Genomic DNA, 25,946 nt, shown 5'->3' with positions numbered 1-25,946 from the left:
GGCGTCCGCGCGATCGCCGGGTGTCTCTGCTGAGCCTGCGCAGCGTCGCCGGGCAGGTGTTCCTTCTGCAGGTCGTGATCGTGGTCCTGCTGGTGGCGGCCGCAGTGGCGATGGAGGTGTATCAGGCGGCGCATGACGCTCTGCGGCAGGGGCGTCGGGAGTCGCTCGTGGCCGCCGAGGCGTTCGCGAACGCGCCGGGGGTGGTGCAGGCGCTGCGCGGTCCGAACCCGACGGCGGTGCTGCAGCCGCGTGCCGAGGCGGCCCGCAAGAGGTCGGGCGTCCACTTCATCGTGGTGATGAACACCCACGGCATCCGCTACACGTACCCCTATCCGAGCGAGATAGGGAAGCACTTCGTCGGCACCATCGAACCGTCGCTGCACGGCCACATCACCATCGAGAATCGGGCAGGCGGGCCGTCCACCCCCGCGGGTGGCGGGATGTTCGTCCAGGCCGTGGTCCCGGTGTTCGACGAGCACGGTGCGGTGGTGGGCATGGTGTCCGCCGGGAAGACGGTCCAGGGTGTGACGCGCCAGTGGGTCTCGGACCTGCCGATCACCGTGGGCAGTGGTGTGGCGGCGCTGGTGCTGGCCGCGGCCGGGACGGCACTGGTGTCCCGGCGGCTGCGGCGGCAGACGCACGGTGTCGGTCCGGCGGAGATGACGCGGATGTACGAGCATCATGACGCGGTGCTGCACGCGGTGCGGGAGGGAGTGCTGATCACCGGCGCGGGTGGGCGGTTGATACTGGCCAACGACGAGGCACAGCGGTTGCTGGGCCTGCCGGCGGACGCACAGGGGCGGGATGTACGGGAGTTGGGGCTGCCGGAGCACATGACACGCGTGCTGGTGTCCGGTGAGCCGGTGACCGATGAGGTGCATCTGGCGCAGGACCGGCTGCTGGCGGTGAACAAACGGCCGACGTTCCCGGGCAGGGCGCAGACGGGCAGCGTGGTGACGTTGCGGGACACCACGGAACTGGCGGCGGTCTCGGGGCGGGCACAGGCGACGCGGGAGCGCCTGAAGCTGCTCTACGAGGCGGGGGTACGGATCGGGACGACGCTGGACGTGGTCCGTGAGGCGCGGGAACTGGCCGAAGTGGCCGGGGCGGGGTTCGCCGACGTGGTCATGGTGGATCTGATCGACGCGACGTTGCGCGGGGAGGAGCCGGCGGCGGGGCGATGGCGGCTGCGGCGTGTGGCGATCGGCGGTGATCAGCGGATCACGCCGCTGTGGCCGGTGGGCGAGCAGGTGTGGTTCTCACCGGCGGCGCCGCAGAACCGGGCGTTGGAGCAGGGGTACGGCCTGCTGCAGGCGGACCTGAGGCAGGCCCGAGGCTGGCAGGAGGAGGCGCCCGAGCGCGCCGGCGAAGCGCTGGAGCAGGGGTTGCGCTCGCTGGTGGCCGTGCCGTTGCAGGCGCGGGGTGTCCCGCTGGGCGTGGCGAGCTTCTACCGGGTGCGGGAGAGCCCGGCGTTCGACAACGAGGACCTGCTGCTGGCGGAGGAGTTGACCGCGCGGGCGGCGGTGGCCATCGACAACGCGCGGCGCTTCACCCGGGAGCACGCGATGGCGGTGACGCTGCAGCGGAGCCTGCTGCCGCGCAGGCAGCCGGAGCAGGACGCGCTGGAGGTGGCCTGGCGGTACCTTCCCGCCGAGACGGGCGTGGGCGGGGACTGGTTCGACCTGATCCCGCTGCCGGGAGCACGCGTGGCGCTGGTGATGGGCGACGTCATCGGCCACGGGATGCACGCCGCGGTGACGATGGGACGACTGCGCACCGCCGCCCACAACTTCGCCACCCTGGACCTGCCGGTGGAGGAGGTCCTGTGGCACCTGGACGAACTGGTCGCCTCCATGGACGGTGAGGAGCACATCGGCCCGGACCTCGAAGGTCGCACCAGAAACGAGGTGATCGGAGCCACCTGCCTGTACGGGATCTATGACCCGGTGGCGGGGACCTGCACGATCGCCCGCGCCGGACACCCCGGCCCGGCGGTGGTGTATCAGGACGGAACAGTCACTTTTCCGGACGTACCGGCCTCGCCTCCGCTCGGGCTCGGCGGCTACCCCTTCGAGACCACCGAGCTGCACCTGCCGGAGGGCTCACGACTGGTGTTGTACACCGACGGGCTCATCGAGGACCGCACCCGCGACATCGACACCGGGCTGGAACAACTGCGCCGCACGCTGCAGCACAGCGACGGACGCACCCCCGAACAGACCTGCCAGGCGGTGATCGACTCCGTCGCGCCGGCCCACCCCGCCGATGACGTCGCCCTGCTGGTCGCCCGGACCCGGCTGCTCCCACGCTCGCACCTGGCCGAGTGGGACGTTCCGGCCGACGCGGCGGCGGTCCCCGCTGTGCGGGCCGAGTGCGCGGCGAAGGTACGGGAGTGGGGGCTGGAGGAGATCGCCTTCACCACCGAACTGATCCTCAGCGAACTGGTCACGAACGCGATCCGGTACGGAGCGTCGCCGATCAAGGTGCGGCTGCTCCATGGGCGCACCCTGACCTGCGAAGTCTCCGACAGCAGCAGCACCTCACCACGACTTCGGCGCGCCGCCACCACCGACGAAGGCGGCCGCGGCCTGTTCCTCGTGGCGCAGCTCGCCGAACGCTGGGGAACCCGCTACACGACCAACGGCAAGGTCATCTGGGCCGACCAGGCCCTCGATGGACGCGAGCCCACCACCGAGGGCGGAACACTGGCCGACGTCCTGCTCGAGCAGTTCGACGCCGCCTCCCTCTGAACGCCCACGTTCCGGCGGGGACCGCGGCACGGTCCGGCGGCGGCCCTCAGCGCGGTGGCCAGGGCCACGAGCCGCCGTGGACGATCGCCCGAGTGAGTTCCTCGGGGTCGAGCGCCTCGACCAGCCGCCATCCTGCCGGAGGCGGGAGCATCGCCCACCAGGAGCCGGTGGACCGGCCGTACCAGAACACCAGCCCCGGGAAGCGCCTCCGCAGGATCGCGGTGGCGTCCGTGGTCACGGCCTCCTGCCCGGCCGATCGTCCCGCTTCTTCAGATACGCCGCGATCCGGTCGGCCGCGCCCACCGGATCGTCGACCGGGTGGTGGTCGTGGTCGTCACGACGCCACACGAAGGACGCGCGGGAAACGTCGACCGAGATCCACAATTTGCGGCCGGTAACCCCATTTCGGACTGATATGGCGGGACGCGCGTCGCTCATCCCGACGTTGAGCCCGAAAGCGGCGAGCTGTCGGCAGAGCTCGACCAGTGCGGTGATCTCTTCCGGTGCATTCCGATTCTGCTGCATGGGAAAAGCGTGGATGGTGCCCGGCGAAACGCCCTATCGCCCGGGGTCATCCCATCGAGGGATATATGCTTCGCGGTGCGCGGCATTTCGAATCAGGGATGGTGGATCTTGAAGGCGTTGACGATTCCCCCGTCGCTGTGGAATCGGCCCGATGTCACAGCCGCATTAAGTCGGCGTGATATCGGGCAGTTGTTCCGTCTTGTGCGGCAGTATGCCGGTGCGAGCCAGACCCAGCTCGCGATCGCCTGTGGCATGACCCAGGGAAAGATCAGCGAGTACATGAAACGAGGCGGCCGGCAGGTGCTCGCCCTGGACGTCTTCGAGCGCATCGCCGACGGCCTGGAGATGCCGGACGACGCGCGCATGACCCTCGGCCTCGCTCCGCGATCCTTCACGCGATTCCAACCCTGCGGATGGTTGGCTGATCCCCGACTTTTGGGTTCACTTGGGGGGAGTCAGGACGCAACCGACGAGGATGGCGAATCCGTGCAGAGGCGTACGTTCCACCGTCTCGCAGCAGCAGGTCTCTTCGAGGCCGTCCTCGGTGACGTTTCCGAGAACGCTCCGTCCGTCGACCACACCGAACCCCTCGTCATGGCCCTGACCGGCCATTCCGATGCCCCCGGGCGGCTCGCCGATCCGGCCGCTCAGGATCTGAGTACCTTATGGGCACGCGTCGCATCGGTGAAGCGCGACTTCCAGGAATGTCGCTACTCGACCTTGCCCGACGCGCTCACCGGCCTGCTCTCCGACATCGCGGCCACCTGCGAGACGCTGCAGGGGGACGACAAGCGCCGCGTGTACACGTTCTCGGCAGAGACGTATCAGGTCGCGGCCGGCGTCCTGAGCAAGCTCGGCGAAGAGGGGCTCGCCTGGCTTGCGGCGGATCAGAGCATGCGGGCCGCCCGCCGGAGCGAAGATCCCGTCACCGTGGGCTCCAGCGCGCGTTCCATCGCGAACAGGCTGGTCCAGGGCGGTCACTTCGGCGCCGCCGCCACGATGACCGCCTCATCCGCCGCCCGGCTGGATCGCGAGATCGGCGAGCACACGCCCGAGTCCCTGTCGGTGTACGGGATGCTGCTCCTCCGTAGCGCCGAGGCGGCCGGGCTTCGCAACGATCGCGCAACCGTCGCCACGATGCTCGACGAGGCGGAGTCCGCGGCCCGCCGCCTCGGCGGAGATCACAACTACCGCTGGACCGCGTTCGGGCCGACCAACGTGCGGCTGCACCGGGTCAACATCTCCGCATCCCTCGGCGACGCGGGGCAGGCGCTTGCCGAAGCACGCCGCGTCGACCTGCACCGAATCCCCACCAAAGAACGTAAGGCGGTGCTGCTGCTCGATACGTCGCGTGCTCTCCTGCAGTGGGGCAGGCACGAGAAGGCGTACGAGATCCTGCGGGCGGCCGAGCGGCTCGCGCCCGAGGAGGTCTCGGCGCGGCCCGTCGTACACCGTCTCGTCCGTGACCTGCACGCCGCGTCGCCGCCGACCGTACGGAGACGGCTTGGTGAGTTCGCCACGCGGATCGGAGTTGCGCTGTGACCGAGGAGCGGCGGAGCCGGGTTCTCTCGATCGTGGTCTGCGGCGCGGGCCCCGCCGGTGAGGTCGGGCGGCTGGTCGACCTGGCGTACGAGCGGGCCTGGGACGTCCAGGTCATCGCGACCCCGGCGGCGCTGGAGTTCATCGATGTGGCCGGCCTCGAGGCGCGGACCGGGCGACCCGTCCGCAGCCGGTACCGGAGCCCGGGACAACCTCGCTCGCCTCGGGCCGACGCCGTCATCGTCGCCCCCGCGACGTTCAACACGATCAACAAGCTGGCGGCCGGGATCAGCGACACCTATGCGCTCGGCGTCCTCGCCGAAGCCCCGGGCCTCGGCGTGCCCGTCGTCATCCTCCCCTTCGTGAACAGCGCGCTGGCGGCACGCGGGCCGTTCCGGCGAAGCGTCGAGGAACTGCGCGCCGACGGGTACCGCGTCCTGTTCGGCCCCGGCGGGTTCGAACCGCACCCTCCGGGTACGGGCGGCGAGCGCATCGAGCGATTCCCCTGGCGGTCGGCCCTCCTGGCGGCCGAGGAACTGCTCGCGGGCGCGGTGGCATGACACGGCTGCCGGGCTTCTCCTGCGTGGCTCGGTCCGTACGCCCGACGTTGCCCCGTTTAGCCGCACGGCCCGACCGAGATCCGGGAGACTGATCGCGATGACGACCATCGACGCGGAGCTCGCCGCGACCATCGCCGCGTACCGGACCTGCGAGTTCACCACCCTGGGGCGGGACGGCACCCCGCTGACCTGGCCGACCGCCGCCTGGTTCCATGACGACGGGACCTTCCTGGTCACGACCTCGCTGGCGTTCGCGCAGAAGGCGCTCAACGTACGCCGCGACGGACGTGTGGCCCTGCTGTTCTCCGACCCGACGGGCAGTGGGCGCCCCGACGCGCCGCAGGTCTTCGTCGCGGGGACGGCCGTCTGCCCGGAGGACATCAGAACCGGTCCGGAGGGCGCGGAGGACTACTGGCGGATGCTGTTCGAACGGCAGCCGCACAGCCGCGGGTACCTCAGGCCGCCGGCCCGCTGGTTCATGGACTGGTACTACCTGCGGCTGCTCATCACCGTCACGCCGACCCAGGTGAGCGTCCGGCCGCCGCTGGCCGAACTCGCGCCGCCGGAGCCGGCCGGATCGGCGGAGCCGGTCGCGCTGCCCGGTGCCGACCTGCTCGCAGGCTTCCCGAGCGCCGTCCTCGGCGCCCGGGACGCCTCCGGGGCGCCGCAACTCGCGCGTACGCGGGTGACGGCGACGGCCGGTGGCTTCGCGGTCGGGCCGCCGCCGGAGTGCGCGGTCGTCCCGGGCCCCGCCAGCCTGCTGGTGCACCGGCACGACGACCACCTGAACGCCGTACGGAACGTCCTCGTACGCGGCGAGCTGCGCGCGGACGGCGACGACTGGCTGCTGGTCCCGGACCGGGTCGTCGAGCCCGGCAATGTGGAGAAGCCGCGCGAGGCGATCCGCACTCTGCGCAACGTCCGCCGGGCGACCCGGAGGTACCTGGAGCGGCGCTCACTGTCCCGGCCCCGGGTGGAGTGGGACCGGTTCCGCGAGCTGGCTCGCTAGCGGTAGTAGCAGCCGCTGTCGAGGTCCTCCATCAGGGTGGGGCCGGTGGGCGTCCAGCCGAGGAGCGTGCGGGTGGCCGCGCTGTCGGTGGCCATGTCCGTTCCTCCACCGGCACGGCCTGGCCGGTGCGGTGCGCCCGTCTCACGGGTAGCGCGTATCTTCTGCGGCGGTCAGCCGACCGGGAGCTCGAAGCGTCCGAACACCCAGGTGCCGGGCGCCTCCGGGTGGTCGCCGGCCCAGAAGTCCGTCCACAGCCGGACGAACTCCTCCCTGGAGAGGTGGCCGTCGCCGTTCAGGTCGAGGAGAGGGAAGATCTCGTCGGTGTCGGTCGGGCGGCCGTTCCACGCCTCGATGAGCCGGTTGTACTCCTCTGCGGAGACGCGCCCGTCCCCGTTCTCGTCGACGGCCTCGAACATCGCCTCGGCGGTGCCGGTGACCGCGTCGGGCATGGCGCCGAGCCGGTCGACGACCGACACTCACCATCATGAAGCTGGCCTTCACCCCAACACCGGACGTACCCGAAGGACGATGTGACGATCCGTGCGCAAATCGCCACATGGTGCGACATTGATTCCGTGGAGTAACTGAAGCGTCACCGAAAGTAGGGCGGGCGTCACGCCACGCAGACGTCGGCCCCGCCTCGACGCGGCGCGTCGAGGCGGGCCGACGGAGGAGCATCCATAGGGGCAGACGGGGCCTCACCGCGCGCGGGGGAGGGCCTGGACCAGGGCCGCGACCAGTGTGTCCAGGACGATCAGCAGGATCAGGCCGGCGGCGAAGGCGTGCGGGAAGGTGCCGAGCGCGCCGTAGAAGATCACGCCGATCAGGGCCACCCCGATCGCGCCGCCGGCCTGCTGGGCGGTGCTCAGCACACCGGACGCGGTGGCGGCGTGCGCGGGCTCGACCCCGCCCAGCACCAGCGCGGGGAGCGGTGCCATGACCAGGCCCATCCCGGCGCCCGCGACCACCAGGCCGGGGATGATCCAGCCGACGGCACCGTGCTCGCCGAGCTCCAAGGCGGTCAGCGCGAGCACCACGTACCCGAGCGCCGTGCCCAGCGCGCCGACGGCGATGACCTGACGTCCGAGCCTCGCGGCGACCGCGGCGGCGCGCGTGGAGGACAGGAAGTAGCCGAGGCCCAGCGGGAGGAAGATCAGCCCGGACTCCAGGGCGGACAGTCCACGTCCCTGCTGCAGGTAGAGGGCCAGCACGAGGAAGAACGAGCCCATCGTCATCGCGTACAGCAGGCTGACGGTCGCGCCGACGGTGAACGAGCGGTTCCGGAACAGGGCCGGGGTCACCAGGGGTGCTGCGGCCCGCCGCTGGTACAGGGCGAACGCCGTCAGCAGGACGACCGCCGCTCCCAGGCACTCCCACGTCCATATCGGCCAGCCCTGCGCGCGGCCCTGCACCAGGGGAAAGACGATCGCGACCAGGCCGAGCGAGACGAGCACGGTGCCGACCAGGTCCAGCCGGGCGCCGGCCGCGGCGCGGGACTCGGGCACCAGCCGGGGGACCAGCGCGAGCGCGGCCACGCCCACCGGCACGTTGATCAGGAAGATGGTGCGCCAGCCGAGACCGGCGATGTCCGCCTTGATCAGGATGCCGCCGATGAGCTGCCCGAACACGCCGCCGAAGCCCATCGCGACGCCATAGGCGTTGAAGGCCTTGGCCCGGTGCTCGCCGGTGTAGACGGTGTTGATGATCGCCAGGACCTGGGGCATCAGCAGCGCCGCGCCCAGTCCCTGCGCGACCCGCGCGCCGATGAGGAACCCGGCGGTCGGGGCCTCCCCGCAGGCCGCCGAGGCCAGCGTGAACACGGCGAGCCCGATCGCGAACATCCGCCGCCGCCCGTACAGGTCGCCGAGCCGCCCGGCGGTGATCAGCCCGGCTGCCAGTGCCACCCCGAAGCCCGCGACGAGGAACTGGACCTGCGACGGGGTCGCGTTCAGGTCCCGCTGCGTGGCGGGGATCGCCACGTTGACGATGAAGAAGTCGAGGGTGGTGATGAAGACCCCGGTGAGGAGGACCAGCAGGGTCCCCCAGCCGGGGGCGGCCGTCACCCGTACGGGGACGGCCGCGGGCGCCTTGATGGCGGTCATGTCGTTGTCTCCTGCTCTGCTCGGCGGCTGCGAGATCGAGATTGCCGCCTGGGCCCGCACCGCGACGATTACGTGAGAGGTCATGAAACGTCCGCGCCCCTCGGAATCGAGCCGGGTCGTCCGCGCACGCAGGAGGTGGACACGAGGCCGGGTGTCCTACTCGGTGACCGGCTCCAGCCGCGCGTTGAAGTGCCGCAGGATCGGGGGCGACTCGACGACGCGGTAGCCCGGCACGAGCGTGGCCTGCTTGGCCACCAGGCCGATGACCTCCGCGACGTACTCCAGGTGACTCTGGGTGTACGTCCGGCGGGGGAGCGCCAGCCGGACCAGCTCGAACGGGGCGAGGGTCGCCGGCTCGCCCTCGGCGCCCTCCTTGCCGAGCATCAGCGTGCCGAGCTCGACGGTCCGGATGCCGCCCTCCAGGTACAGCGCGCAGGCCAGCGCGTGACCGGGGAGGCGCTCCGGCGGGATGTGCGGCAGCAGGCGTCCCGCGTTGAGGTAGACGGCGTGCAGGCCGGGCGGCCGCACGGTGTCGACACCGGCCGCGTTCACGAGTTCGGCCAGGTAAGCCGCCGAAGCCTCGCGTGAGCGGAGATAGTGCGGATCCGTCACCTCCACGAGCCCCTGGGCCAGCATCTCCAGGTCCCGGCCCGCCAGGCCGCCGTACGTGCGGAAGCCCTCGGTCGCGGTCAGCATCACCTCGCACCGCCGTGCCAGGTCACCGTCGCGCATCGCGAGCAGGCCGCCGATATGGGCGATCCCGTCCTTCTTGAGGCTCGCCAGGCACCCGTCGGCGAGGCGGAACGCGGCCTTGGCCACGTCGCGGGGGTCGGTGTTCGCGTACTCGGGGTCACGCTGGGTGACCAGCCAGGCGTTCTCGGCGAAGCGCCCGGCATCGAGGAAGAACGGTACGCCGTGCCGCCGGCACAGCTCGGACGCCGCCTCGAGGTTGGCCATCGAGACCGGCTGGCCGCCGCCTCCGTTGTTCGTGATCGTCATGATGACCAGGCCGACCCGGTCGGCGTCCGGGCCGGTCAGCGTTGTCTCCAGGGCCGCCAGATCGATGTTCCCCTTGAACGGCTCGTGGCTGTCGAGATCCTTCGCCTCCGGGCAGGGCAGGTCCCGGGCCTCGCAACCGATGAGTTCGGAGTTCGCCCTTGTTGTGTCAAAGTGCGTGTTACTAAGCGTTATTTGGCCTGGTTTGAGCAGTGTGGCGAACAGAATCCGCTCGGCGGCGCGTCCTTGATGCACCGGATAGATGTGCTCATAGGAGGTCAGATCCTCGACCACCTCGCGAAAGCGATGGAAGGATCGCGCTCCGGCGTACGACTCGTCCCCGGTCGCCGCGGCCGCCTGCTGGGCGGCGGAGAGCGCTCCGGTGCCCGAATCGGTCAGCAGGTCGATGGTGACCTCGTCGGCGCGCAGCCCGAAAAGGTTGTACCCGGCGCGTGCCAGGGCCTGCGCGCGTTGGGTGCGGGTGGTCACCGGGATCGGTTCGACGACCTTGATCCGGTAGGGCTCCATGAGGGGCATTCGCGGGGACTCCTTGCGTCATGCGGCGCGCCGGCCGGTGGCGGGCGCGGTCGGGGGAACGGCCGATCCGCGGTCGGTGCCGAGGTGGGGGATGGCAGGTCCGAAACCGGGATTGTTGACTGGCCGACAGATGGAATTATGGCGCGTTCCATGCCGATTTGGGCGCATCAAAATCAGAATTAATGGTGAACCGGATGCATCCTGACGGTCGTCCCGCCGTTTCGCCATGCCATGGGCCTGGCCGGAAGGACGTGCCGCCCACGCCGAGGGGGGGGCCGCACGCCTATGATCCTGATTTCGTGTCAACGAACTTCGGGCGGCCGAAGGCCGTCGCAGCCGACTACGCGTGGATCGGAGCCGATGAGGACGGCGGCCTGTTCTCGGCGTACTGCCTGACCCTCGTACGCGGCATCACGCCGAGGGAGTTCATGGACCGGCTCGGCGCGCGGATCATGTTCGAGGCCCTCGAACTCGCCGATGAGTTCTTCGACCTCTCGTTCCAGTACTGGGACCAGCCGCACTACGGCGACGTTCAGTTCATCGGCGCCACGACGGTGGCCGGAGACGGCGGGGACTGGACCCTGGCGCTGGAGGTGAACGGCCATCTTGGCGTGACCCCCTCGACCATGGGCCCGGTCTCGGCGGGGACCCGGCTCGTCTCGCACCGCTACAACGGCGGCAACGGCGTCGGCGGCTTCTCCTGGATCGAGGACGGCGACGTCCGGCTGGAGTTCGAGCCGCTGTTCGCCGGCAACCGGGAGGGCAGCACCCCGGACGCCCTCCTCGAGGACATGAGGCAGATCGGGTTCGACCTGGAGGACGACCGCGAGGAGATCGGCCCGACCACGACGGCCGCCTTCGCGCTGGCCGAGCGGCTCACCGGAGTCCGCGTGACCGAGGCCATGCTCGACGACGCGGTCTACCTGTGCGGCACGGCCGCCGTTCGCTGACGGCCGCCCGTGTCCTCAGGTGTCTCGCCGATGAGCTCGTCGAGGATCAGCACCGGACTGTCGCGGAGCATCGCCCGCGCGATGGCGATCCGCTGCCGCTGGCCGCAAAGGCGCCGGTTCAGGGCCGAAGCAGGGCCTTGATGGCTCGCCGCTCGTCCATCGCGGCGTACGCCTCGGCCACCTTCTCCAGCGGCAGGGTCAGGTCGAACACCTCGCCCGGCTCGATGCGGTGCTCCCAGACCCGCTCAAGGAGGTCGGGCAGGTAGGCCCGCGCCGGGGCCGGGCCGCCGCGCAGGCCGACGTTCTTCCAGAACATGTGCTCCTGCGGGAGGTCGGTGATGTGGGGGACGCCGACCCAGCCGACCATGCCACCGGGGCGGGCGGAGCGGAGCGCCTGCGCCACGGACTCGTCGGTGCCGACGCATTCGAGGACGGAGTCGGCGCCGACGCCGCCGGTGAGCTCCTTGACCGCCTCGACACCGGCGTCACCGCGCTCGGCGACGACGTCCGTGGCGCCGAACCGGCGGGCGACCGCCTGCCGGTCCGCGTGGCGGCTCATCGCGATGATCCGCTCCGCGCCGAGCTCACGCGCCGCGAGCACGCCGCAGAGGCCGACCGCGCCGTCGCCGACCACGACGACGGTGCCGCCGGGCCGTACGTCCGCGCAGACCGCGGCGTGCCAGCCGGTGCACATCACATCGGAGAGGGCCAGGAGGCCGGGCACCAGGTCGTCGGCCGGCCGCTCCGGAGTGGCGAGCAGGGTGCCGTCGGCGTTCTGGACGCGGATGAGCTCGGCCTGGCAGCCGTCGTAACCGGTGCCGTTCTGGCAGTTGGCGTGCGCCCCGGCCCGGCAGACCGGGCAGGTGTTGTCGCTGGTGAGGAAGCCGCCGACGACGAACTGTCCGGGCCGGACCGACGTCACCGCGGAGCCGACCTCCGCGACGACGCCGACGTACTCGTGGCCGATGGGCGTGGGCTGCGGCACCTCGTTGATGCCGCGGTACCGCCACAGGTCCGAGCCGCACACACAGGTCGCGACGGTGCGGACGATCGCGTCGGTGGGCTCGACGATCTCCGGGTCGGGGCGCTCCTCGAAACGGACGTCGCCGGGGCCGTAGATGATCGTGCTGAGCATGGGCAGCTCCTGTCTGGCTAATCGGGGGGATCAGATCGTACGAGGCCGGATGGTCCGGGTCAGCGGTCGATCATGCGCATCTGGGCCTCGTTGTGGTGGTGGTGGATCTTGCCCTCGGTGACGAGGTCGGCGAGGGCGCCGATGGTGTCCTCGTTGGCGTGATCGTTTTCCTGGGTCCTCTCGCTGCCGTCGTGAGCCGCCCGCCGCAGAGGGGCCGGGGCGGCCCGGGCCGTCGACGCGGCCCATCTCCAGGAAACAGCCTTCCGCCAGGTGGCGGCAGTGTCTGTCGTTCCAGGTAATGCCAGTACCTGCTTCGCCGAGCGGCCGTGCGCATACCGTAGGGGCATGGACGATCGCGCCGAGATCAAGGAGTTCCTCGCCTCCCGCCGGGCCCGTGTCACCCCCGAGCAGGCGGGCCTGCCCGCCTACGGCGGCAACCGCCGGGTGAAGGGGCTGCGCCGGGAGGAGGTCGCGATGCTGGCCGGCGTCTCGGTCGACTACTACGTGCGGCTGGAGCGCGGCAACCTGTCCGGCGCCTCCGACGGTGTTCTGGACGGCATCGCCCGCGCCCTGCGACTCGACGACGCCGAACGCGAGCACCTCTTCGATCTCGCTCGGCGCGCTCCCGCGTCCGCCGCGACCCGCCGCAAGGCCCCCGCCCGGCGGCTACGGCCCGCACTCCAGCACATGCTGGACGCCATCGGCGACGCCCCCGCCTGGATCCGCAACGACCACCACGACGTGCTGGCCACCAACCGCCTGGCCCGTGCCCTGTACGCGCCGATCCTGGCCGATCCCCGCCGCCCCGCCAACACCGCCCGCTTCATCTACCTCGACCCCGCCGCCCGCGACTTCTTCACCGACTGGGACAAGGCCGCCGACGACATCGCAGCCATCCTCCGCGCCGACGCCGGACGTAACCCGCACGACAAGACCCTCACCGATCTCATCGGGGAACTGTCCACCCGAAGCGAGGTCTTCCGGCAACGCTGGGCCGACCACAACGTCCGGTACCACCGCACCGGCGTCAAAAGGATCCACCACCCGGCCGTCGGCGACCTCGAACTTCACTTCGAGGCCATGACCCTGACCTCCGAACCGGGCCTCACCATGATCATCTACACCGCGACCCCCGACACCCCCAGCGCCGACAACCTGCGCCTCCTGGCCACCTGGGCCGCCACCCAGGACCGGCCCGACCCCGCGCTCCACGACGACCACCGTTCCTGATCGCGGCGGCCCCGCAGTCCCGCGGGGCCGCGCGGTGGACTCGTCACCGAACCGTGCGGATCTTCCCGCCGGCGCGGTGACGGGTCATTCCGACCAGGAATAGCTGACCCGCACGCGCAGGGGGCTGCCCCAATCGATGGTGGCCCAGGTCCGGATGCCGCCCTGGTAGGGCTCGATGTTGCGGACGGTCATGCGCGCGTCTCCCATAATCGGCACGTTGTTCTCGTCCACCTCCACGATCGAGGCGAACACCAGAGTGGTCGGGGTGATCCAGGGCGCTCCGACGTCGAGGATCACGTCGCCGTTCGCGGTGAAGTAGCCCCAGCCACCGGACATCGCCGTGACGCCACGCTTGGCGGCGGGCTCGATGAGGGTGTTGATCATCTGCAGTGTCATGGTTTCCCTTTCGGTGGGATCTGCGGCCGCGTCACGAGCGGCCTTCCCGCGGGCCCACCACGCCCACCCCGGTGACACACCCGCCCTCGCCATGGCCGGGCAAAACGTCTGGTCGACGAGCCCGACGGGGCAGAGGTCAGCCGAACGGCGCGCGGAAGGTGCGGCGGCCGGCGGTGACGTCTGTCGTCTCGCCGGCCGGCAGGATCACCCGCGCGGTCGCGTTCGGCGGGACCAGCACCTCGACCTGGAGTTCCCGCGTGGCCGGAAGCAGCCGCCAGCCGGCCTCGGCCCGGCCGTACGGGGTGTCGAGGGTGGCGGAGGCGTGGGTCAGCCCGCCGCCCGGACGGGGGCGGACGAGCAGGCGCCGGTAACCCGGCTCGTCGGGGGCGAGACCGGCGACGACGCGGTGCAGCCAGTCGGCCACCGCGCCGTAGGCGTAGTGGTTGAACGACGTCATCGTGCCCGGGTTGACCGTGCCGTCGGGCAGCAGGCTGTCCCAGCGCTCCCAGATCGTCGTGGCGCCCATCGTCACCTGGTACAGCCATGACGGGCACGCGCGTTGGAGCACCAGGCGGTACGCGGTCTCGTGCTCGCCGGCGTCGCACAGCGCGTCGCAGACCAGCGGCGTGCCGACGAACCCGGTGCCGATGCGGTGCCCGTCGCGGCGGACCACCTCGGCGAGGCGCCGGCCCGCGGCCCGGCGGCCCGCCGCGTCCTCCAGCAGGCCGAAGCCGAGCGCCAGCGCGTACCCGGTCTGCGAGTCGCCCGTCAGCCGCCCGTCGGGGCCCTGGTACTCGGCGTGGAACGCCGCGCGGACGCGCCCGGCCAGGTCGTCGTACCGGTCCCGGTCCGCGGTCTCGCCGAGGACCTCCGCCGTACGGGCGACCAGGCCGGCGGAGTACGCGAGGTAGGCCGTGGCGACCAGGCCGGGCGGCGTACGGGTGGCGTCGGGCCGGTCGGGCGGCGCGGCCGGGTCGAGCCAGTCGCCGAACTGGAAACCGGTGTCCCACACGTACCGGTCACCGGCCAGCGCTGCGACGCCGTCCACCCACGCGCGCATCGACGGGTACTGGCGGCGCAGCACGTCCCGGTCGCCGAAGCGCCGGTACATCGTCCAGGGCACGATCACCGCCGCGTCGCCCCAGGCGGCGGCCGGCCGCGCGCCGTCGCCCTCGACCTTCACGTACGGAACGTACGGCGGGACGAGGCCGTCGTCGTGCTGCTCGGCGGCCAGGTCGGTCAGCCAGGAGGCGAACAGGCCGCCGCACGCGTACAGGAACGCCGCGGCCGGCGCGAACACCTGCGCGTCGCCCGTCCAGCCGAACCGCTCGTCGCGTTGCGGGCAGTCGGTGGGCAGGTCGACGAAGTTGCCGCGCATGCTCCACACCGCGTTCTCGTGCAGGCGGTTCAGCATCGGGTCGGAGGAGGTGAACCGGCCGGTGCGGGTCATGTCGGTGTGGCAGACGACGGCGCGCACGTCGGCCGGGTCGAGCGTCCCCGGCCAGCCGCGCACCTCGGCGTAGCGGAACCCGTGGTAGGTGAAACGCGGCTCCCATTCCTCGATCCCGGCGCCGCGCAGCACGTACTCGTCGGTGGCGCGGGCCGTGCGCAGTGGCCGGACGCACAGGCCGCCGCGTTCGTCGAGCACCTCCGCGTGGCGCAGCGTCACCACGTGCCCGGCCGGGCCGCCGACCCGGATGCGCAGCCGCCCGGCGATGTTCTGCCCGAAGTCGAGGATGGGGTGACCGTCCGGCGACTCGGTGACCGCCACGGGTTCGAGGACCTCGGTGCGGCGCACCGGCGGTCCGTCGGGGGCGACCAGCCGGGCCGGGTCGGCGGCCACGACGCGCACCGCCCGCCACGCCTCGTCGTCGAAACCGGGCATCGACCAGCCGGGAGGTACGGCCCGGGCGTCGTGGCGTTCGCCGTCGTACAGGTCGGACGTCACGATCGGGCCGGGCGCGCAGGCCCAGCCGGGGCCGGTGCCGACGCGGCCGGTCGTGCCGTCGGCGTACCGGACCTCCAGCTGGGCGAGCAGCGCGACCTCGTCGCCGTAGTACGCCGAGCCGTCGGCCCAGCCGAGCCGCCCGTGGTACCAGCCGTCGCCGAGGAGGGCGCCGAGCGCGTTCGGCCCGGGACGCAGCAGGTCCGTGACGTCGTACGTCTGGTACCGCAGGCGGTTCCGGTAGCTGGTCCAGCCGGGCGCCAGCACGTGGTCGCCGACCCGCGCGCCGTTCAGCTCGAGCTCGTAGACGCCGAGCGCGGTGGCGTACAACCGGGCGGAGACGATCCCGTCCCGCAGGTCGAAGCCGTGGCGCAGCATCCGGTCCGGGCCGCCGGTGACGAACGCGGCGGTCCAGTCGCCCGGTCTCAGGAGACCCGCCTCGACCGGGACCGCCTCGCTCCACGGCGACGGGCCGGCGTCGTCCGGTCCCCAGACCCGCACCCGCACCCGGCGCCGGTCCCGGGAGGCGAGCGGAGGCGCGGGCCAGGGCACCAGCACGGACTCGCCGGTCTTCTCCCGGCCGGTGTCCCAGACCACTCTGCCGGCCTCGTCGAGCACCTGGAGCTGCCGGACGGTCTGCCGCCAGCCCGTCGCGTCGGTGACCGTCGTCCACGACACCCGCGGCCGGGGTACGCCGATGCCGAGAGCCTCGCGGTGGTGTTCGAAACGGACGTCCGTCACCTTCACGCGGCGCTCCACCGGGTCATCGTGTGGCGGATGTTCGGTCGGTCGTCGGCCATGGGCGGTCCTTCGCTGGACGTTCTGATCCGTCCGCGGCGGCACCGGGCGGGTCCCGGTCCCGTTTCGAGTCCGCCGTCGGGCCGTGGGCACCGTTCCGGCCTCGGACTCTTCGCGTCGTTGGTACTGGATCATGCGCGGCGGCCGGTCCGGCCGAATAGCCCGCAGTGGGCTTCAAGTAGCACGAAATTGATATCGCGCTAATCTCGCCCCATGACCGAGCCGGTGGAGCTGTCGCGGGCCGGCCTGACGTATCTCACCGGCGGCGCGCCCGCGCACGCGGGCCGTTACGTGCACGCGCGGTCCCATGTCGCGCACACGCACAGCTTCCTGGAGATCGCGGTGGTGGTCGGCGGCGTCGGCGTGCACCACTCCCCGGCGGGCCGCCGTGACCTGCGGTCCGGCGACGTCATGGTGCTGCGCCCGGGCGTGTGGCACGGCTACGAACGGTGCCGCGACCTCGCCCTCTACAACTGCTGTGTCAGCACCGGGCTGCTCCAGCACGAGCTGTCCTGGACCCGCGAGGACCCGCTCCTAGGCCACCTGCTGTGGACCGGGCCGATGTCGGCGCAGCGGCGCGGCACGCTGAGCACGACGCTCGACCCGGCCGCGCTGAAGGAGTGCACGGCGCAGCTCCGCGAGTTGAGCCGGCTCGGGCCGGCGGCGGACCGCGGCGCCGTGATCGGGCGGCTGTTGCTGTTCACGACCCGGCTGGCCCGCGCCGTCGCGGCCGCCGAGGGGGCGCCCGCCGGGCGGCCCCCGACCCACCCGGCCGCCGTGCGGGCCATGCGACTGCTGGAGTCGCGTCCCGCGCACGCCTGGACGCTCGCCGAGCTCGCCGGCGAACTGCACATCACACCGAGCCACCTCGTGCGGGTGTTCAAGGCCGCCACCGGCCTGCCGCCGATGGCCTACCTCTCCCGGCTGCGGGCCGAGATCGCGGCCTCGCTGCTGCTGCGCACGGCGCAGCCGATCACGCAGATCAGCCGGTCGGTGGGCTGGCCGGACCAGAACTACTTCGCCCGCCGGTTCAAGGCGCACTTCGGTCTGACCGCGACCGCCTACCGGCAGCGGTTCGCCGAGCAGGCTCCGTTCCCGCTCGTGCCGCGCAAGCCGGTTCTCCCGGACGCCTGATTCGCGCGTTATCTCGGCTTTAAAACCACACGTCAACGCGTGAACTCCGGTCGGCCTGGGCGGGTGCGGCGTGGGTGCCGCCGGGTTACGGCCGGTCTCGACTGGGCTTATGTCCGATCGATAACGGGGCTTGACGTCGGTTACATGCGTGCTACAAGATCCGGAAACCACCCGACGTGGATGTGAAGATCACGGCATTGAGTGTTATGTCGCTGATCTGACGGAGGAGCGGATGGACGGTACCGGAACGCGTGCCGGCAGGCGCGGACCCGCCGGACGGCAAGAGGAGATCGCCGAGCACGTGCTGACCCACGGCTCGGCCACCGCCGCGGAGCTGGCCGAGCGGTTCCAGGTCAGCCTCATGACGATCCACCGGGACCTGGACGAGCTGGAGCACCAGGGCATCGTCCGCAAGTACCACGGCGGGGTGACCGCGCAGCCCTCCGGCGTGTTCGAGAGCAACGTCGCCTTCCGCATGAAGGCCATGCAGCTCGAGAAGGACGCGATCGCCGCGAAGGCCGCCGAGATGATCGAGCCGGGCATGGCCGTGATGCTCGACGACTCCACGACCGCGCTGGCGCTCGCCCGGCGGCTGGCGGGCATCACCCCGCTCACCGTCGTCACGAACTTCATGGAGTCGCTCAACCTGCTGTCCCAGGTGCGCGACGTACGGCTGATGGCCCTCGGCGGCGACTACGACCCGCTGCACAACTCCTTCCTCGGCGTGTCCTGCATCGAGGCCATCGACTCTCTCCAGGTGGACCTGTGCTTCGTGTCCACCTCGGCGGTCTCCGGCGGCTTCGCGTACCACCAGGAGCAGCACATCGTCTCGGTCAAGCGCGCGATGCTCGCCCGCGCCGCGCGCAACGTGCTGCTGCTCGACCACACCAAACTGAGCCGGACCGCGCTGCACCGGGTCGCCCCGCTGAGCGTGTTCCACCGGGTGATCGTCGATGCCGGGGCGTCCGCGGACGCGCTCCGCGAATTCGACGAGCACAAGATCCCGTACGAGGTCGCCGCATGACCGCGGGCCCGGCCCCGGTGCGAGATCACCGCGCACGGCGGCGCTGAAAGAACACATCACGTCTCGGGGGATTCACCGAACCACAAGGAGGACCCGATGACATCGCGATTCGAGCCGAACCGCAGGCAGTTCCTGCGGGCGGCGGGAGGATTCGCCGCCGTGGCGGCGATGCCGGCGGCGCTGACCGCGTGCGGCGGATCATCGAGCTCGGGCGGCGGCGGGAAGACGCTGCGCCTCGTCGGCGTGGCCGACCAGCAGAAGGCGCTCGACGAGCTGACCAAGCTGTACACGCAGGCGAAGTTCGCGACGTCGTACGCGCCGACGGACCAGGTGCAGACCTCGCTGCGCACCCAGCTCGGCGCGGGCAACGCGCCCGACGTGCACGTCGTCTACCCGGGCAGCGGCAGCGCGATGTCGATGGTGGAGATCGCGCAGGCCGGACTGCTCGCCGACCTCAGCAAGCAGCAGTGGACCCAGGTGATCCCGGCCGGCCTCAAGCCGGCGTTCCAGCTCGAGGGCAAGACCTTCCTGTACTCCGCGGGGTCCAGCGTGATCGGCGCGATCTACAACAAGAAGGTCTTCGAGCAGGCGAAGGTCGAACCGCCGAAGACCTGGACCGAGCTCCTCGACGTGTGCGACAAGATCAAGAAGGCGGGCAAGATCCCGATCGCGCTCGGCGCGCAGACACCCTGGGTCACCCAGCTGATCACATACGCGCTCGTGCCGTCGACCGTGTACGCCAAGAACCCGCAGTTCGACGCCCAGATGAAGGCGGGCTCGGCGAGCTTCGCGCAGTCGGGCTGGCGGGACGCGATGAACATGTACCTGGAGCTGCAGAAACGCGGGTTCTTCAACCCGAACCCCAACGGCACGACGTACGAGCAGCAGACGTCCATGGTGGCCACCGGCAAGGCCGCCATGGCCGTCCAGGTGTCGGCCGTGCTGCCCGACTTCCGCAAGGCCGCCACCAACGCCGATGACCTGGCGATGTTCCCGTTCCCGGGCGCGGACACCGAGGCGGGCGTGTGGATCCCCGCGGGCGTCGTCGTCGGCCTGGGTGTGAGCGCGCGGAGCCGGAACGCCGACGCGGCCAAGGCGTTCATCGAGTTCCTCGGCAAGCCGGAGAACATGAACCGCTGGGCACAGGCGGTCGCCTGCATCCCGCTCAAGCGGGACGCGAACTCCAAGATCGACCCGGTGCTGGAGCCGTTCCTGCCGTTCATCGAGGGCAACAAGGCGGTGCCCTTCATGGACCAGGCGTGGCCGAACGCCGAGGTCCAGCCGACCCACTTCGCCGTCGTCCAGGACCTGCTGGCCGGCAAGACCACCGTGGACAAGGGGCTGGCGAAGATGGACGAGATCTACCGGAAGAAGTCATGACGCTCGTTACCCGTCGTGCCACCCGCTCGGCGACCACGCGCCCGGCGGCGCGCGGTCGCCGGACGGGCGCGCTGATCCCGCCCTGGTGGTTCGTCGCTCCCGCCCTGCTGGTGTACGCGCTCGTCGTCCTCTACCCGAGCGTCTCGGGCGTCGTGTACGCCTTCACCGACTGGAGCGGGATCGGCGACAAGTCGTTCAACGGCCTGGCGAACTTCCGGACGCTGTTCGGTGACGAGCGGGCCGTCGGCGCCCTGCGCAACACGCTGCTGCTGACCGTCGCGATCGTCATCGTGCAGAACGGCGTCGGGCTGCTGCTCGCGCTCGGCGTGCACGCGCGGATCAAGTCGCGGACCGCACTGCGAGTGATCTTCTTCGCGCCCGCGGTGGTCAGCCCGGTGATGATCGCCTTCCTGTGGAAGTACGTCTACAACCCCGACCCGCACGCCGGACTGAACGGCATCCTCGGCATGCTCGGCCTCGGCGGGCTGCGGCAGGACTGGCTCGGCGACCCCTCGCTCACGCTGTGGTCGGTGGCCGGGATGGTCGTGTGGCAGTACGCCGGCTACTCGATGGTCATCTTCCTCGCCGGGCTGGAAGGGGTGCCACCGGAGCTGCACGAGGCCGCGATGATCGACGGCGCCGGCCGCTGGCAGCGGTTCCGCTACGTCACCTGGCCGCTGCTCGCGCCGTCCCTGACGATCAACGTGATGCTGTCCACCATCGGCGGGCTGAAGCTGTTCGACCAGGTGTACGCCGCGACCGGCGGCGGCCCCGGCTACGCCAGCGAGACCCTGTCGACGGTGCTGTACAAGCAGGCCTTCGTGTACGGCAAGTACGGGTACAGCACCGCGATCGCGCTCGTGCTCGCCCTGTTCGTCGCGGCGGTGTCGCTCGTGCAGATCGCCTATCTACGGAGAAGGGAGGTCACGGCATGACGCACCTGCGGTACGGCCTGCGGACGTTCGCCCTCGAACTCGTCATGATCGCGGTGGGCCTGGCGTTCCTGTTCCCGGTGTACGCGCTGGTCGTGCTCTCGCTGAAGGACCCCAAGCAGATCGCGAGCACGCCGTTGTCCCCGCCGACCGCGCCGACGCTGGACAACTACTCCCACGCGTGGTCGAGGGCGTCGCTGGGCTCGGCGCTGCTCAACAGCACCATGATCACCGTGGCCGGCCTGGTCTGCCTGATCGCGCTCGGCTCCTTCGCCGCGTACTTCCTGGCCCGCTGCGCCTCCCGGCTCGGCTACGCGCTGTACGTCCTCTTCCTGCTCGGCATCGTGCTGCCGTTCCAGCTCGGGATGATCCCGCTGTTCAAACTGGTCGACCAGCTCGGCCTGCTCGGCACGTACCAAGGCATGATCGTGTTCTACACCGGCATCCAGCTGCCGTTTACGATCTTCCTCTACACCGGGTTCATCCGGGCGCTGCCCCGCGACTACGCCAACGCGGCGCTGATCGACGGCGCGTCGCACCTGCAGGCGTTCACCCGCGTGGTGTTCCCGCTGCTGCGGCCGATCACCGGCACGGTGCTGATCCTCAACGCCGTGTTCATCTGGAACGACTTCTTCACGCCGCTGCTCTACCTCGGCGGCTCCAGCAAGGAGACGGTTCCAGTACGGGTGTTCTCGTTCGTCGGGCAGTACGTCTCCGACTACGGTCTCGTCTTCGCCGGTCTCGTGCTGGCGGCGCTCCCGATCATCGTGGTCTTCCTGGTGCTGCAGCGCTACGTCATCCGTGGCTTCGCCGGCGGGCTGAAGGGATGAGCGGGCTGCCCCCACGGCTGGCGGCGGTGCTGCGCGATCCGCCGCCGGAGTTCTCCCCGGCCGCGATCTGGTGGTGGAGCGGGGAACGCCTGGACCGCGCCCGCCTGCGGTGGCAGCTCGAGCGGTTCGTCGCCGGCGGCGTGCACAACCTGGTCGTGCTCAACCTCGCGCCGTCGGGGCCGATGTTCGGCTCCGACGCCGACGACCCGGCGTTCTTCACCGAGCCCTGGTGGGAACTGCTCGACGGTGTCTGCGCCGACGCGGCGGAACTCGGCGCCTCCCTGTGGTTCTACGACCAGCTCGGGTTCTCCGGCGCCGACCTGCAGGCCCGGCTGGTCCAGGAGGTGCCGGAGTACGCCGGGCGCTGGCTGCACCGCACCGGCGTGGTCCGCCGCGGCTTCGACTACCTGTCGGCGGACGCCTGCGCCACCCTCCTCGACCGCGTGCACGGGGAGTTCGAACGGCGCCTGCCGCACCGGCTGGGCTCGGTCATCGTCGGGTCGTTCCAGGACGAGCTGCCGGCCCTGCCGACGTGGTCGCCGCACTTCGCCGAGGAGTTCGAGCGGCGGCGCGGCTACGACCTCACCCCGTACCTGCCGATCCTGTGGACCGGCGAGCCGGGCGGCGCGGACGTCCGGCACGACCACCACCGCTGGACCGGCGAGCCGGGCGGCGCGGAGGTCCGGCACGACTACCACCGCACCCGCGCCGAGCTGGCCGAGGAGGCGTTCTTCCGCCCGCTCGCCGAGTGGCACGACCGGCACGGCCTCCTGCACGGCTGCGACCAGCAGGACCCCGCCCGCGCCGGGGACCCGGTGGACGGCGTCCGGCTGTACGCCGACTACGCGCGCACTCACCGGTGGTTCGGCGCGCCCGGCTCGGACCACCACGGCGACGCGCGGATCCACTCGTCGCTGGCCCACCTGTACGGGCGGCCGCGCACCTGGATCGAGGCGTTCCACTCCAGCGGCTGGGGCGGCACGCTGGAGGAGACCTTCGACTGGCTGCTGCCCTGGCTGCGGTCCGGCGCGACCCTCTACAACCCGCACGCCGTCTACTACACGACGAAGGGCGGCTGGTGGGAGTGGGCGCCGCCGTCCACCGACTGGCGTCAGCCGTACTGGGCGCACCACAAGGTCTTCGCCGACGCGGTCACCCGGCTGTGCGCCGCGCTGTCCCTCGGCGACCACGTGTGCGACGTGGCGGTGCTGCTGCCGACCACGACCGCGCAGGCCGGCGCCCGGCTCGACGGGGTCGACGACGACGCCGTACGGGCCCAGCGGATCTACCGCGAACTCGTCGGCGACATGGCGTGGTTCCACACGGTCCCCGGTGCCCTCGACCGGCTGCGGCTGGACGCCGACGTGATCGACGACGACTCCGTGCACCGGGCCACCGTGTGCGACGGGCGGCTCCGGGTCGCCGGGGAGGCGTACGCGACGATCATCCTGCCGGGCTGCACCGTGCTGGACGCCGAGACGGCCCGCCGCCTGGACGAGTTCGCCGCCGCCGGCGGCAACGTGATCGCCGTCGGCGCGCTGCCCGAACGCACCGTCGGCGGCTCACCCCTTGCCGTCCGCGACGCGTCGGAGCGCCCACGGTCCGGTTCTCCCGACGGCGCGCCCGAGCGGGCGGCGGAACCCGTCCGCGCGCGGCCCGCGGGGAGCGGCGACGTCCTGACGCGGCTGCGCGAACGCTTCGCCGACCCGTCGCTGCCCGGCGCGGCCTTCGTCGGCTCCACCGGCGAGCTGACCGTGCCCGGACCGCCGCGGGTCGCGGCTCCGGTGCCCGTCCTCGTCCGCGCGGTCGACGGCGCGACGCTCGTCTTCGTGACCGCCGCCGTCCCGCACGCCAGTGACGTGTCGGTCGGCCGCCCCGACGAGCGGGGGATCGAGCTCGGCTGGCTGGACGCGACGTACGACTTCGACCCCGGCCGGTACGCGACCGAGACACGCGTGCGAGTGCGCGGCGTACGCGGCGAGCCGCTGCTCGCCGGCCCGTTCGGCGGGACGGTGCGCCCGCTCGCGTACGAGCGGAACGGCGACGTCACCGAGGTCGTGGTCCCGTTCGACGACGGTCCCGCCGCCCTCCTCGTCTTCCCGGATCCGGCCACCGCCGGACCGCCCGACGCTCCGCACGGTCCGGCGTTCGCGGGCGCGGCCCCGACGACCCCGGTCGAAGCGGACTCTCGCGACGGCACGCCGGAGACCGCCGGCTCCGGTGACGGCCGCGCCTCCGGTTCGGGCGGGGCCGGTGCCGCGTCCGAGAGAGCCGCCCGGTGGCGCGATCTTCCGGGCGGGGCCGATGCCGCGCCCGAAGAGGCCGCCGAGTGGCGCGACCTGGGCGCCACCTGGGACATGGAGCTCATCGGCACGCTCGACAACACCTGGGGGGACTTCGCCCGGCCGGCCGGCGAGCCGCCCGGCCCGGCGCGGTGGACGTTCCGGCACCGGGTCGAGGCGGCGGGCGACGACGGCCTGCGGGACGGCTGGGCGGAGGCCGGGCACGACGACGCGGCCTGGGCGCTCGCGCACGCGACGTTCGGCCCGCACGCGCTCGCCGTCGGACCCGCCCGCCCCGGCGACCTGCCCGGGCCGTGGCCCGAGGCGGGCGCGGGGTGGCGGCCGCTCGGCTACTCCACCTCACGCGGGATCCACAAGGACCCGATCCACCGCGAGACGCTGGGCCCCAAGGGGCACGTGCCGGAGGAGTTCCTCGACCTGGGCGACGTGGCAGCGGGGCAGGCGGTACGGCTGCGCACCGTCCTGATCGTGCCGGAGGCCGTCGAGGCGACGCTCGCAATCGGCGCGCCGGCCGCCAAGATCGTCTGGCTGGACGGCGCGGAACCGCCCGTCGACGACGGCGGGTACCTCGCCACCGCCCCGGTGCGGCTCGGCGCGGGGAGACACGTGCTCGACCTGCGCCTCGTCCCCGACGAGGACGTACGGCTGCGGGCGCACATCGCCCTGGTCCGGGACCCGCGTCCGTACCGGAGGCCGGAGTGGATCGGCCCGGCGGGACCTCCACGGCCCGGCGCCCGCGTCGCGCTCGGGACGAGCGTCCCCCTGGACGCCGTGCCGGACCGCGCCGTGCTGCAGATCGCCGCGGCCGACCCCTGCCGGGTGCTCGTCAACGGCACCGAGGCCGGCCGCCAGGGCGGCTTCGACCCCTACGCCGAACACGACGCCCCGCGGGTGCGACGGTACGACGTGGCGGGCGCGCTGCGCGCCGGGGTCAACGAGCTGACCGTGGAACTCACCGAGCGCGACGTTCCCGCCGCGATCCTCGTCGACCGGGACTTCGGCGGCACGCCGGACGGGACCTGGCGAGCGGTGCGGGACGGCGTGGCGGTCGGAGTCGTCGCGCGCCGCCGGCAGTACGGCGATCCGGCCGCGCTGCACCTGTGGCGGCGACCCCACCCGCTGCCCGGCACCGCCTGGCTGGAGCCGTCCGAGGCGGGCGACGACGCCTGTGTCCTTCCGGTGGTGTTCGCCGTGCCGCGTACCGGGCCGGAGCGGGTCGAGTGGTTCCGCTTCGCCGTCCCGCCCGGCGCCACCCGGATGGAGCTGCGGCCGCACGGCGACGTGCGGGTCTTCGTCGACGGCACCGAGCACCCCGTGACCACGGCGGATGCGGCCGGGGCCGCCGAACCGCCGGTCCGCGGCGTCGACCTCGGCGGCGGCCCGGGCGCACGGTGCGCCGCCGTGCGGGTGCGGACGCTGCCGGGATACGAGGAAGGTGCCGCTTTCGCGGCACCCGTCCGTTTCGAGGTCGGCCCCGGCCGGATCGAACTCGGTGACTGGGCGACCGTGGGACTCCCGGAGCACAGCGGCGGCGTCCGGTACCGCCGCCGGATCGAGCTGGACCACGGGACGAACACGGCGCTCGACCTGGGACGCGTCCGCGGCACCGCCGAGGTGATCGTGAACGGCCGGTCGGCGGGCGTCAGGGTGTGCTCGCCGTACCGCTTCGACCTGACGGAGCTGGTCCGGCCCGGCCCGAACGAGCTGGAGATCGTGGTGTTCGGCACGCTCGCGCCCTATCTCGACGCGGTGAGTCCCACCCACTTCGTCTTCCCGGGCCAGTGCGTCTCCGGCCTCATCGGCCCCGTCCGCCTCCGGCACTGAGCCGGCCGGTCCAGTCGTCGATCCGCTCAACCGGACCGCGCCGGCGA

General features: G+C 71.8%; 22 protein-coding genes. 12 read left to right on the top strand and 10 right to left on the bottom strand.

Annotated elements, in window-relative coordinates; translation table 11 throughout:
* Positions 1 to 20: 20 nt before the first annotated feature.
* Complete coding sequence (locus tag AB0K82_RS14930; protein ID WP_364396941.1) at positions 21 to 2,750, top strand: SpoIIE family protein phosphatase; 2,730 nt, start codon at positions 21 to 23, stop codon at positions 2,748 to 2,750.
* Between the two features lie 46 nt (positions 2,751 to 2,796).
* Here the strand turns inward: AB0K82_RS14930 and AB0K82_RS14925 are convergent, their stop codons facing one another.
* Both AB0K82_RS14925 and AB0K82_RS14920 read right to left on the bottom strand, forming a co-directional pair.
* Positions 2,797 to 2,988, bottom strand: a complete 192-nt coding sequence (locus tag AB0K82_RS14925) for a hypothetical protein (RefSeq protein ID WP_364396938.1) — start codon at positions 2,986 to 2,988, stop codon at positions 2,797 to 2,799.
* Positions 2,985 to 3,275, bottom strand: coding sequence for a hypothetical protein (locus AB0K82_RS14920; protein ID WP_364396935.1), 291 nt, complete (start codon positions 3,273 to 3,275; stop codon positions 2,985 to 2,987). Before AB0K82_RS14920 ends, AB0K82_RS14925 begins: the two co-directional genes overlap by 4 nt.
* A 108-nt stretch (positions 3,276 to 3,383) precedes the next feature.
* Between AB0K82_RS14920 and AB0K82_RS14915 the strand changes: the two genes are divergently transcribed.
* The 3 genes from AB0K82_RS14915 to AB0K82_RS14905 all read left to right on the top strand — a co-directional run bounded on the left by AB0K82_RS14915 (position 3,384) and on the right by AB0K82_RS14905 (position 6,383).
* Complete coding sequence (locus tag AB0K82_RS14915; RefSeq protein ID WP_364396932.1) at positions 3,384 to 4,817, top strand: helix-turn-helix transcriptional regulator; 1,434 nt, start codon at positions 3,384 to 3,386, stop codon at positions 4,815 to 4,817.
* Positions 4,814 to 5,374, top strand: coding sequence for a flavoprotein (locus AB0K82_RS14910; RefSeq protein ID WP_364396929.1), 561 nt, complete (start codon positions 4,814 to 4,816; stop codon positions 5,372 to 5,374). Before AB0K82_RS14915 ends, AB0K82_RS14910 begins: the two co-directional genes overlap by 4 nt.
* A gap of 97 nt (positions 5,375 to 5,471) precedes the next feature.
* The gene (locus AB0K82_RS14905; protein ID WP_364396926.1) at positions 5,472 to 6,383 is read left to right on the top strand and encodes a pyridoxamine 5'-phosphate oxidase family protein; all 912 of its coding nucleotides are present in this window, start codon (positions 5,472 to 5,474) and stop codon (positions 6,381 to 6,383) included.
* 170 nt (positions 6,384 to 6,553) lie between these two features.
* On the opposite strand, the gene AB0K82_RS14900 is transcribed toward AB0K82_RS14905, so the two are convergent.
* The 3 genes from AB0K82_RS14900 to AB0K82_RS14890 all read right to left on the bottom strand — a co-directional run bounded on the left by AB0K82_RS14900 (position 6,554) and on the right by AB0K82_RS14890 (position 10,018).
* Positions 6,554 to 6,859, bottom strand: coding sequence for an EF-hand domain-containing protein (locus tag AB0K82_RS14900; protein WP_364396924.1), 306 nt, complete (start codon positions 6,857 to 6,859; stop codon positions 6,554 to 6,556).
* Positions 6,860 to 7,081: 222 nt separating this feature from the next.
* Complete coding sequence (locus AB0K82_RS14895; RefSeq protein WP_364396921.1) at positions 7,082 to 8,569, bottom strand: MFS transporter; 1,488 nt, start codon at positions 8,567 to 8,569, stop codon at positions 7,082 to 7,084.
* 72 nt (positions 8,570 to 8,641) lie between these two features.
* Entirely contained in the window at positions 8,642 to 10,018 is a 1,377-nt protein-coding gene (locus AB0K82_RS14890; protein WP_364396918.1) for a tryptophanase, read from the bottom strand.
* Between the two features lie 299 nt (positions 10,019 to 10,317).
* On the opposite strand from AB0K82_RS14890, the gene AB0K82_RS14885 reads away from it, so the two are divergent.
* Entirely contained in the window at positions 10,318 to 10,968 is a 651-nt protein-coding gene (locus tag AB0K82_RS14885; protein WP_364396915.1) for a DUF6461 domain-containing protein, read from the top strand.
* On the opposite strand, the gene AB0K82_RS14880 is transcribed toward AB0K82_RS14885, so the two are convergent.
* From AB0K82_RS14880 to AB0K82_RS14870, 3 genes are read right to left on the bottom strand one after another with little or no spacing between them, the layout of a single operon-like run.
* Positions 10,938 to 11,090: an ATP-binding cassette domain-containing protein gene (locus tag AB0K82_RS14880; RefSeq protein WP_364397028.1), complete on the bottom strand. Its 153-nt coding sequence runs from the start codon at positions 11,088 to 11,090 to the stop codon at positions 10,938 to 10,940. The two genes, AB0K82_RS14885 and AB0K82_RS14880, sit on opposite strands and share 31 nt — an antisense overlap.
* The gene (locus AB0K82_RS14875) at positions 11,087 to 12,103 is read right to left on the bottom strand and encodes a zinc-dependent alcohol dehydrogenase family protein (RefSeq protein ID WP_364396912.1); all 1,017 of its coding nucleotides are present in this window, start codon (positions 12,101 to 12,103) and stop codon (positions 11,087 to 11,089) included. Before AB0K82_RS14875 ends, AB0K82_RS14880 begins: the two co-directional genes overlap by 4 nt.
* A 59-nt stretch (positions 12,104 to 12,162) precedes the next feature.
* Entirely contained in the window at positions 12,163 to 12,450 is a 288-nt protein-coding gene (locus tag AB0K82_RS14870; protein ID WP_364396909.1) for a hypothetical protein, read from the bottom strand.
* Here AB0K82_RS14870 and AB0K82_RS14865 point away from each other — a divergent pair.
* A complete protein-coding gene (locus AB0K82_RS14865) occupies positions 12,449 to 13,333 on the top strand; it encodes a helix-turn-helix transcriptional regulator (protein ID WP_364396907.1) in 885 nt (294 codons plus the stop codon). The two genes, AB0K82_RS14870 and AB0K82_RS14865, sit on opposite strands and share 2 nt — an antisense overlap.
* Positions 13,334 to 13,417: 84 nt before the next feature.
* Here the strand turns inward: AB0K82_RS14865 and AB0K82_RS14860 are convergent, their stop codons facing one another.
* Together AB0K82_RS14860 and AB0K82_RS14855 are read right to left on the bottom strand one after the other, a co-directional pair.
* On the bottom strand, positions 13,418 to 13,729 hold the full coding sequence (locus tag AB0K82_RS14860; protein ID WP_364396904.1) for a hypothetical protein: 312 nt from the start codon (positions 13,727 to 13,729) through the stop codon (positions 13,418 to 13,420).
* A 136-nt stretch (positions 13,730 to 13,865) separates the two neighbouring features.
* A complete protein-coding gene (locus AB0K82_RS14855; protein WP_364396901.1) occupies positions 13,866 to 16,421 on the bottom strand; it encodes a family 78 glycoside hydrolase catalytic domain in 2,556 nt (851 codons plus the stop codon).
* 264 nt (positions 16,422 to 16,685) lie between these two features.
* On the opposite strand from AB0K82_RS14855, the gene AB0K82_RS14850 reads away from it, so the two are divergent.
* The 6 genes from AB0K82_RS14850 (at position 16,686) to AB0K82_RS14825 (ending at position 25,899) form a co-directional block, all read left to right on the top strand.
* Positions 16,686 to 17,606 carry a helix-turn-helix transcriptional regulator gene (locus AB0K82_RS14850; protein WP_364396898.1) on the top strand — a complete coding sequence of 307 codons (921 nt, stop codon included), beginning with the start codon at positions 16,686 to 16,688 and terminating at the stop codon, positions 17,604 to 17,606.
* Between the two features lie 232 nt (positions 17,607 to 17,838).
* Positions 17,839 to 18,630: a DeoR/GlpR family DNA-binding transcription regulator gene (locus AB0K82_RS14845; RefSeq protein WP_364396895.1), complete on the top strand. Its 792-nt coding sequence runs from the start codon at positions 17,839 to 17,841 to the stop codon at positions 18,628 to 18,630.
* A 96-nt stretch (positions 18,631 to 18,726) separates the two neighbouring features.
* The gene (locus AB0K82_RS14840) at positions 18,727 to 20,010 is read left to right on the top strand and encodes an extracellular solute-binding protein (RefSeq protein ID WP_364396892.1); all 1,284 of its coding nucleotides are present in this window, start codon (positions 18,727 to 18,729) and stop codon (positions 20,008 to 20,010) included.
* The gene (locus AB0K82_RS14835) at positions 20,007 to 20,945 is read left to right on the top strand and encodes a sugar ABC transporter permease (protein ID WP_364396889.1); all 939 of its coding nucleotides are present in this window, start codon (positions 20,007 to 20,009) and stop codon (positions 20,943 to 20,945) included. Before AB0K82_RS14840 ends, AB0K82_RS14835 begins: the two co-directional genes overlap by 4 nt.
* On the top strand, positions 20,942 to 21,772 hold the full coding sequence (locus tag AB0K82_RS14830; protein WP_364396886.1) for a carbohydrate ABC transporter permease: 831 nt from the start codon (positions 20,942 to 20,944) through the stop codon (positions 21,770 to 21,772). The genes AB0K82_RS14835 and AB0K82_RS14830 overlap by 4 nt, the downstream gene beginning before the upstream one ends.
* Positions 21,769 to 25,899 carry a glycosyl hydrolase gene (locus tag AB0K82_RS14825; RefSeq protein ID WP_364396883.1) on the top strand — a complete coding sequence of 1,377 codons (4,131 nt, stop codon included), beginning with the start codon at positions 21,769 to 21,771 and terminating at the stop codon, positions 25,897 to 25,899. Before AB0K82_RS14830 ends, AB0K82_RS14825 begins: the two co-directional genes overlap by 4 nt.
* Positions 25,900 to 25,946: the final 47 nt, after the last annotated feature.

The sequence above is a fragment of the Actinoallomurus sp. NPDC052274 genome, assembly GCF_040679475.1.
Lineage (GTDB): Bacteria > Actinomycetota > Actinomycetes > Streptosporangiales > Streptosporangiaceae > Actinoallomurus > Actinoallomurus liliacearum.
The sequence above is the reverse complement of the archived record's forward strand: the minus strand, read 5'-3'. Positions and strand labels throughout refer to the sequence as shown.

What these genes read in the sequence shown, in the direction of transcription:
- AB0K82_RS14865 (WP_364396907.1), top strand. Translation starts at nt 12,449, where the DNA reads ATGGACGATCGCGCCGAGATCAAGGAGTTCCTCGCCTCCCGCCGGGCC.
- AB0K82_RS14905 (WP_364396926.1), top strand. Translation starts at nt 5,472, where the DNA reads ATGACGACCATCGACGCGGAGCTCGCCGCGACCATCGCCGCGTACCGG.
- AB0K82_RS14840 (WP_364396892.1), top strand. Translation starts at nt 18,727, where the DNA reads ATGACATCGCGATTCGAGCCGAACCGCAGGCAGTTCCTGCGGGCGGCG.
- AB0K82_RS14890 (WP_364396918.1), bottom strand. Translation starts at nt 10,018, where the DNA reads ATGCCCCTCATGGAGCCCTACCGGATCAAGGTCGTCGAACCGATCCCG.
- AB0K82_RS14860 (WP_364396904.1), bottom strand. Translation starts at nt 13,729, where the DNA reads ATGACACTGCAGATGATCAACACCCTCATCGAGCCCGCCGCCAAGCGT.
- AB0K82_RS14870 (WP_364396909.1), bottom strand. Translation starts at nt 12,450, where the DNA reads ATGCCCCTACGGTATGCGCACGGCCGCTCGGCGAAGCAGGTACTGGCA.
- AB0K82_RS14835 (WP_364396889.1), top strand. Translation starts at nt 20,007, where the DNA reads ATGACGCTCGTTACCCGTCGTGCCACCCGCTCGGCGACCACGCGCCCG.
- AB0K82_RS14845 (WP_364396895.1), top strand. Translation starts at nt 17,839, where the DNA reads ATGGACGGTACCGGAACGCGTGCCGGCAGGCGCGGACCCGCCGGACGG.
- AB0K82_RS14895 (WP_364396921.1), bottom strand. Translation starts at nt 8,569, where the DNA reads ATGACCTCTCACGTAATCGTCGCGGTGCGGGCCCAGGCGGCAATCTCG.
- AB0K82_RS14875 (WP_364396912.1), bottom strand. Translation starts at nt 12,103, where the DNA reads ATGCTCAGCACGATCATCTACGGCCCCGGCGACGTCCGTTTCGAGGAG.
- AB0K82_RS14920 (WP_364396935.1), bottom strand. Translation starts at nt 3,275, where the DNA reads ATGCAGCAGAATCGGAATGCACCGGAAGAGATCACCGCACTGGTCGAG.
- AB0K82_RS14850 (WP_364396898.1), top strand. Translation starts at nt 16,686, where the DNA reads ATGACCGAGCCGGTGGAGCTGTCGCGGGCCGGCCTGACGTATCTCACC.
- AB0K82_RS14825 (WP_364396883.1), top strand. Translation starts at nt 21,769, where the DNA reads ATGAGCGGGCTGCCCCCACGGCTGGCGGCGGTGCTGCGCGATCCGCCG.
- AB0K82_RS14830 (WP_364396886.1), top strand. Translation starts at nt 20,942, where the DNA reads ATGACGCACCTGCGGTACGGCCTGCGGACGTTCGCCCTCGAACTCGTC.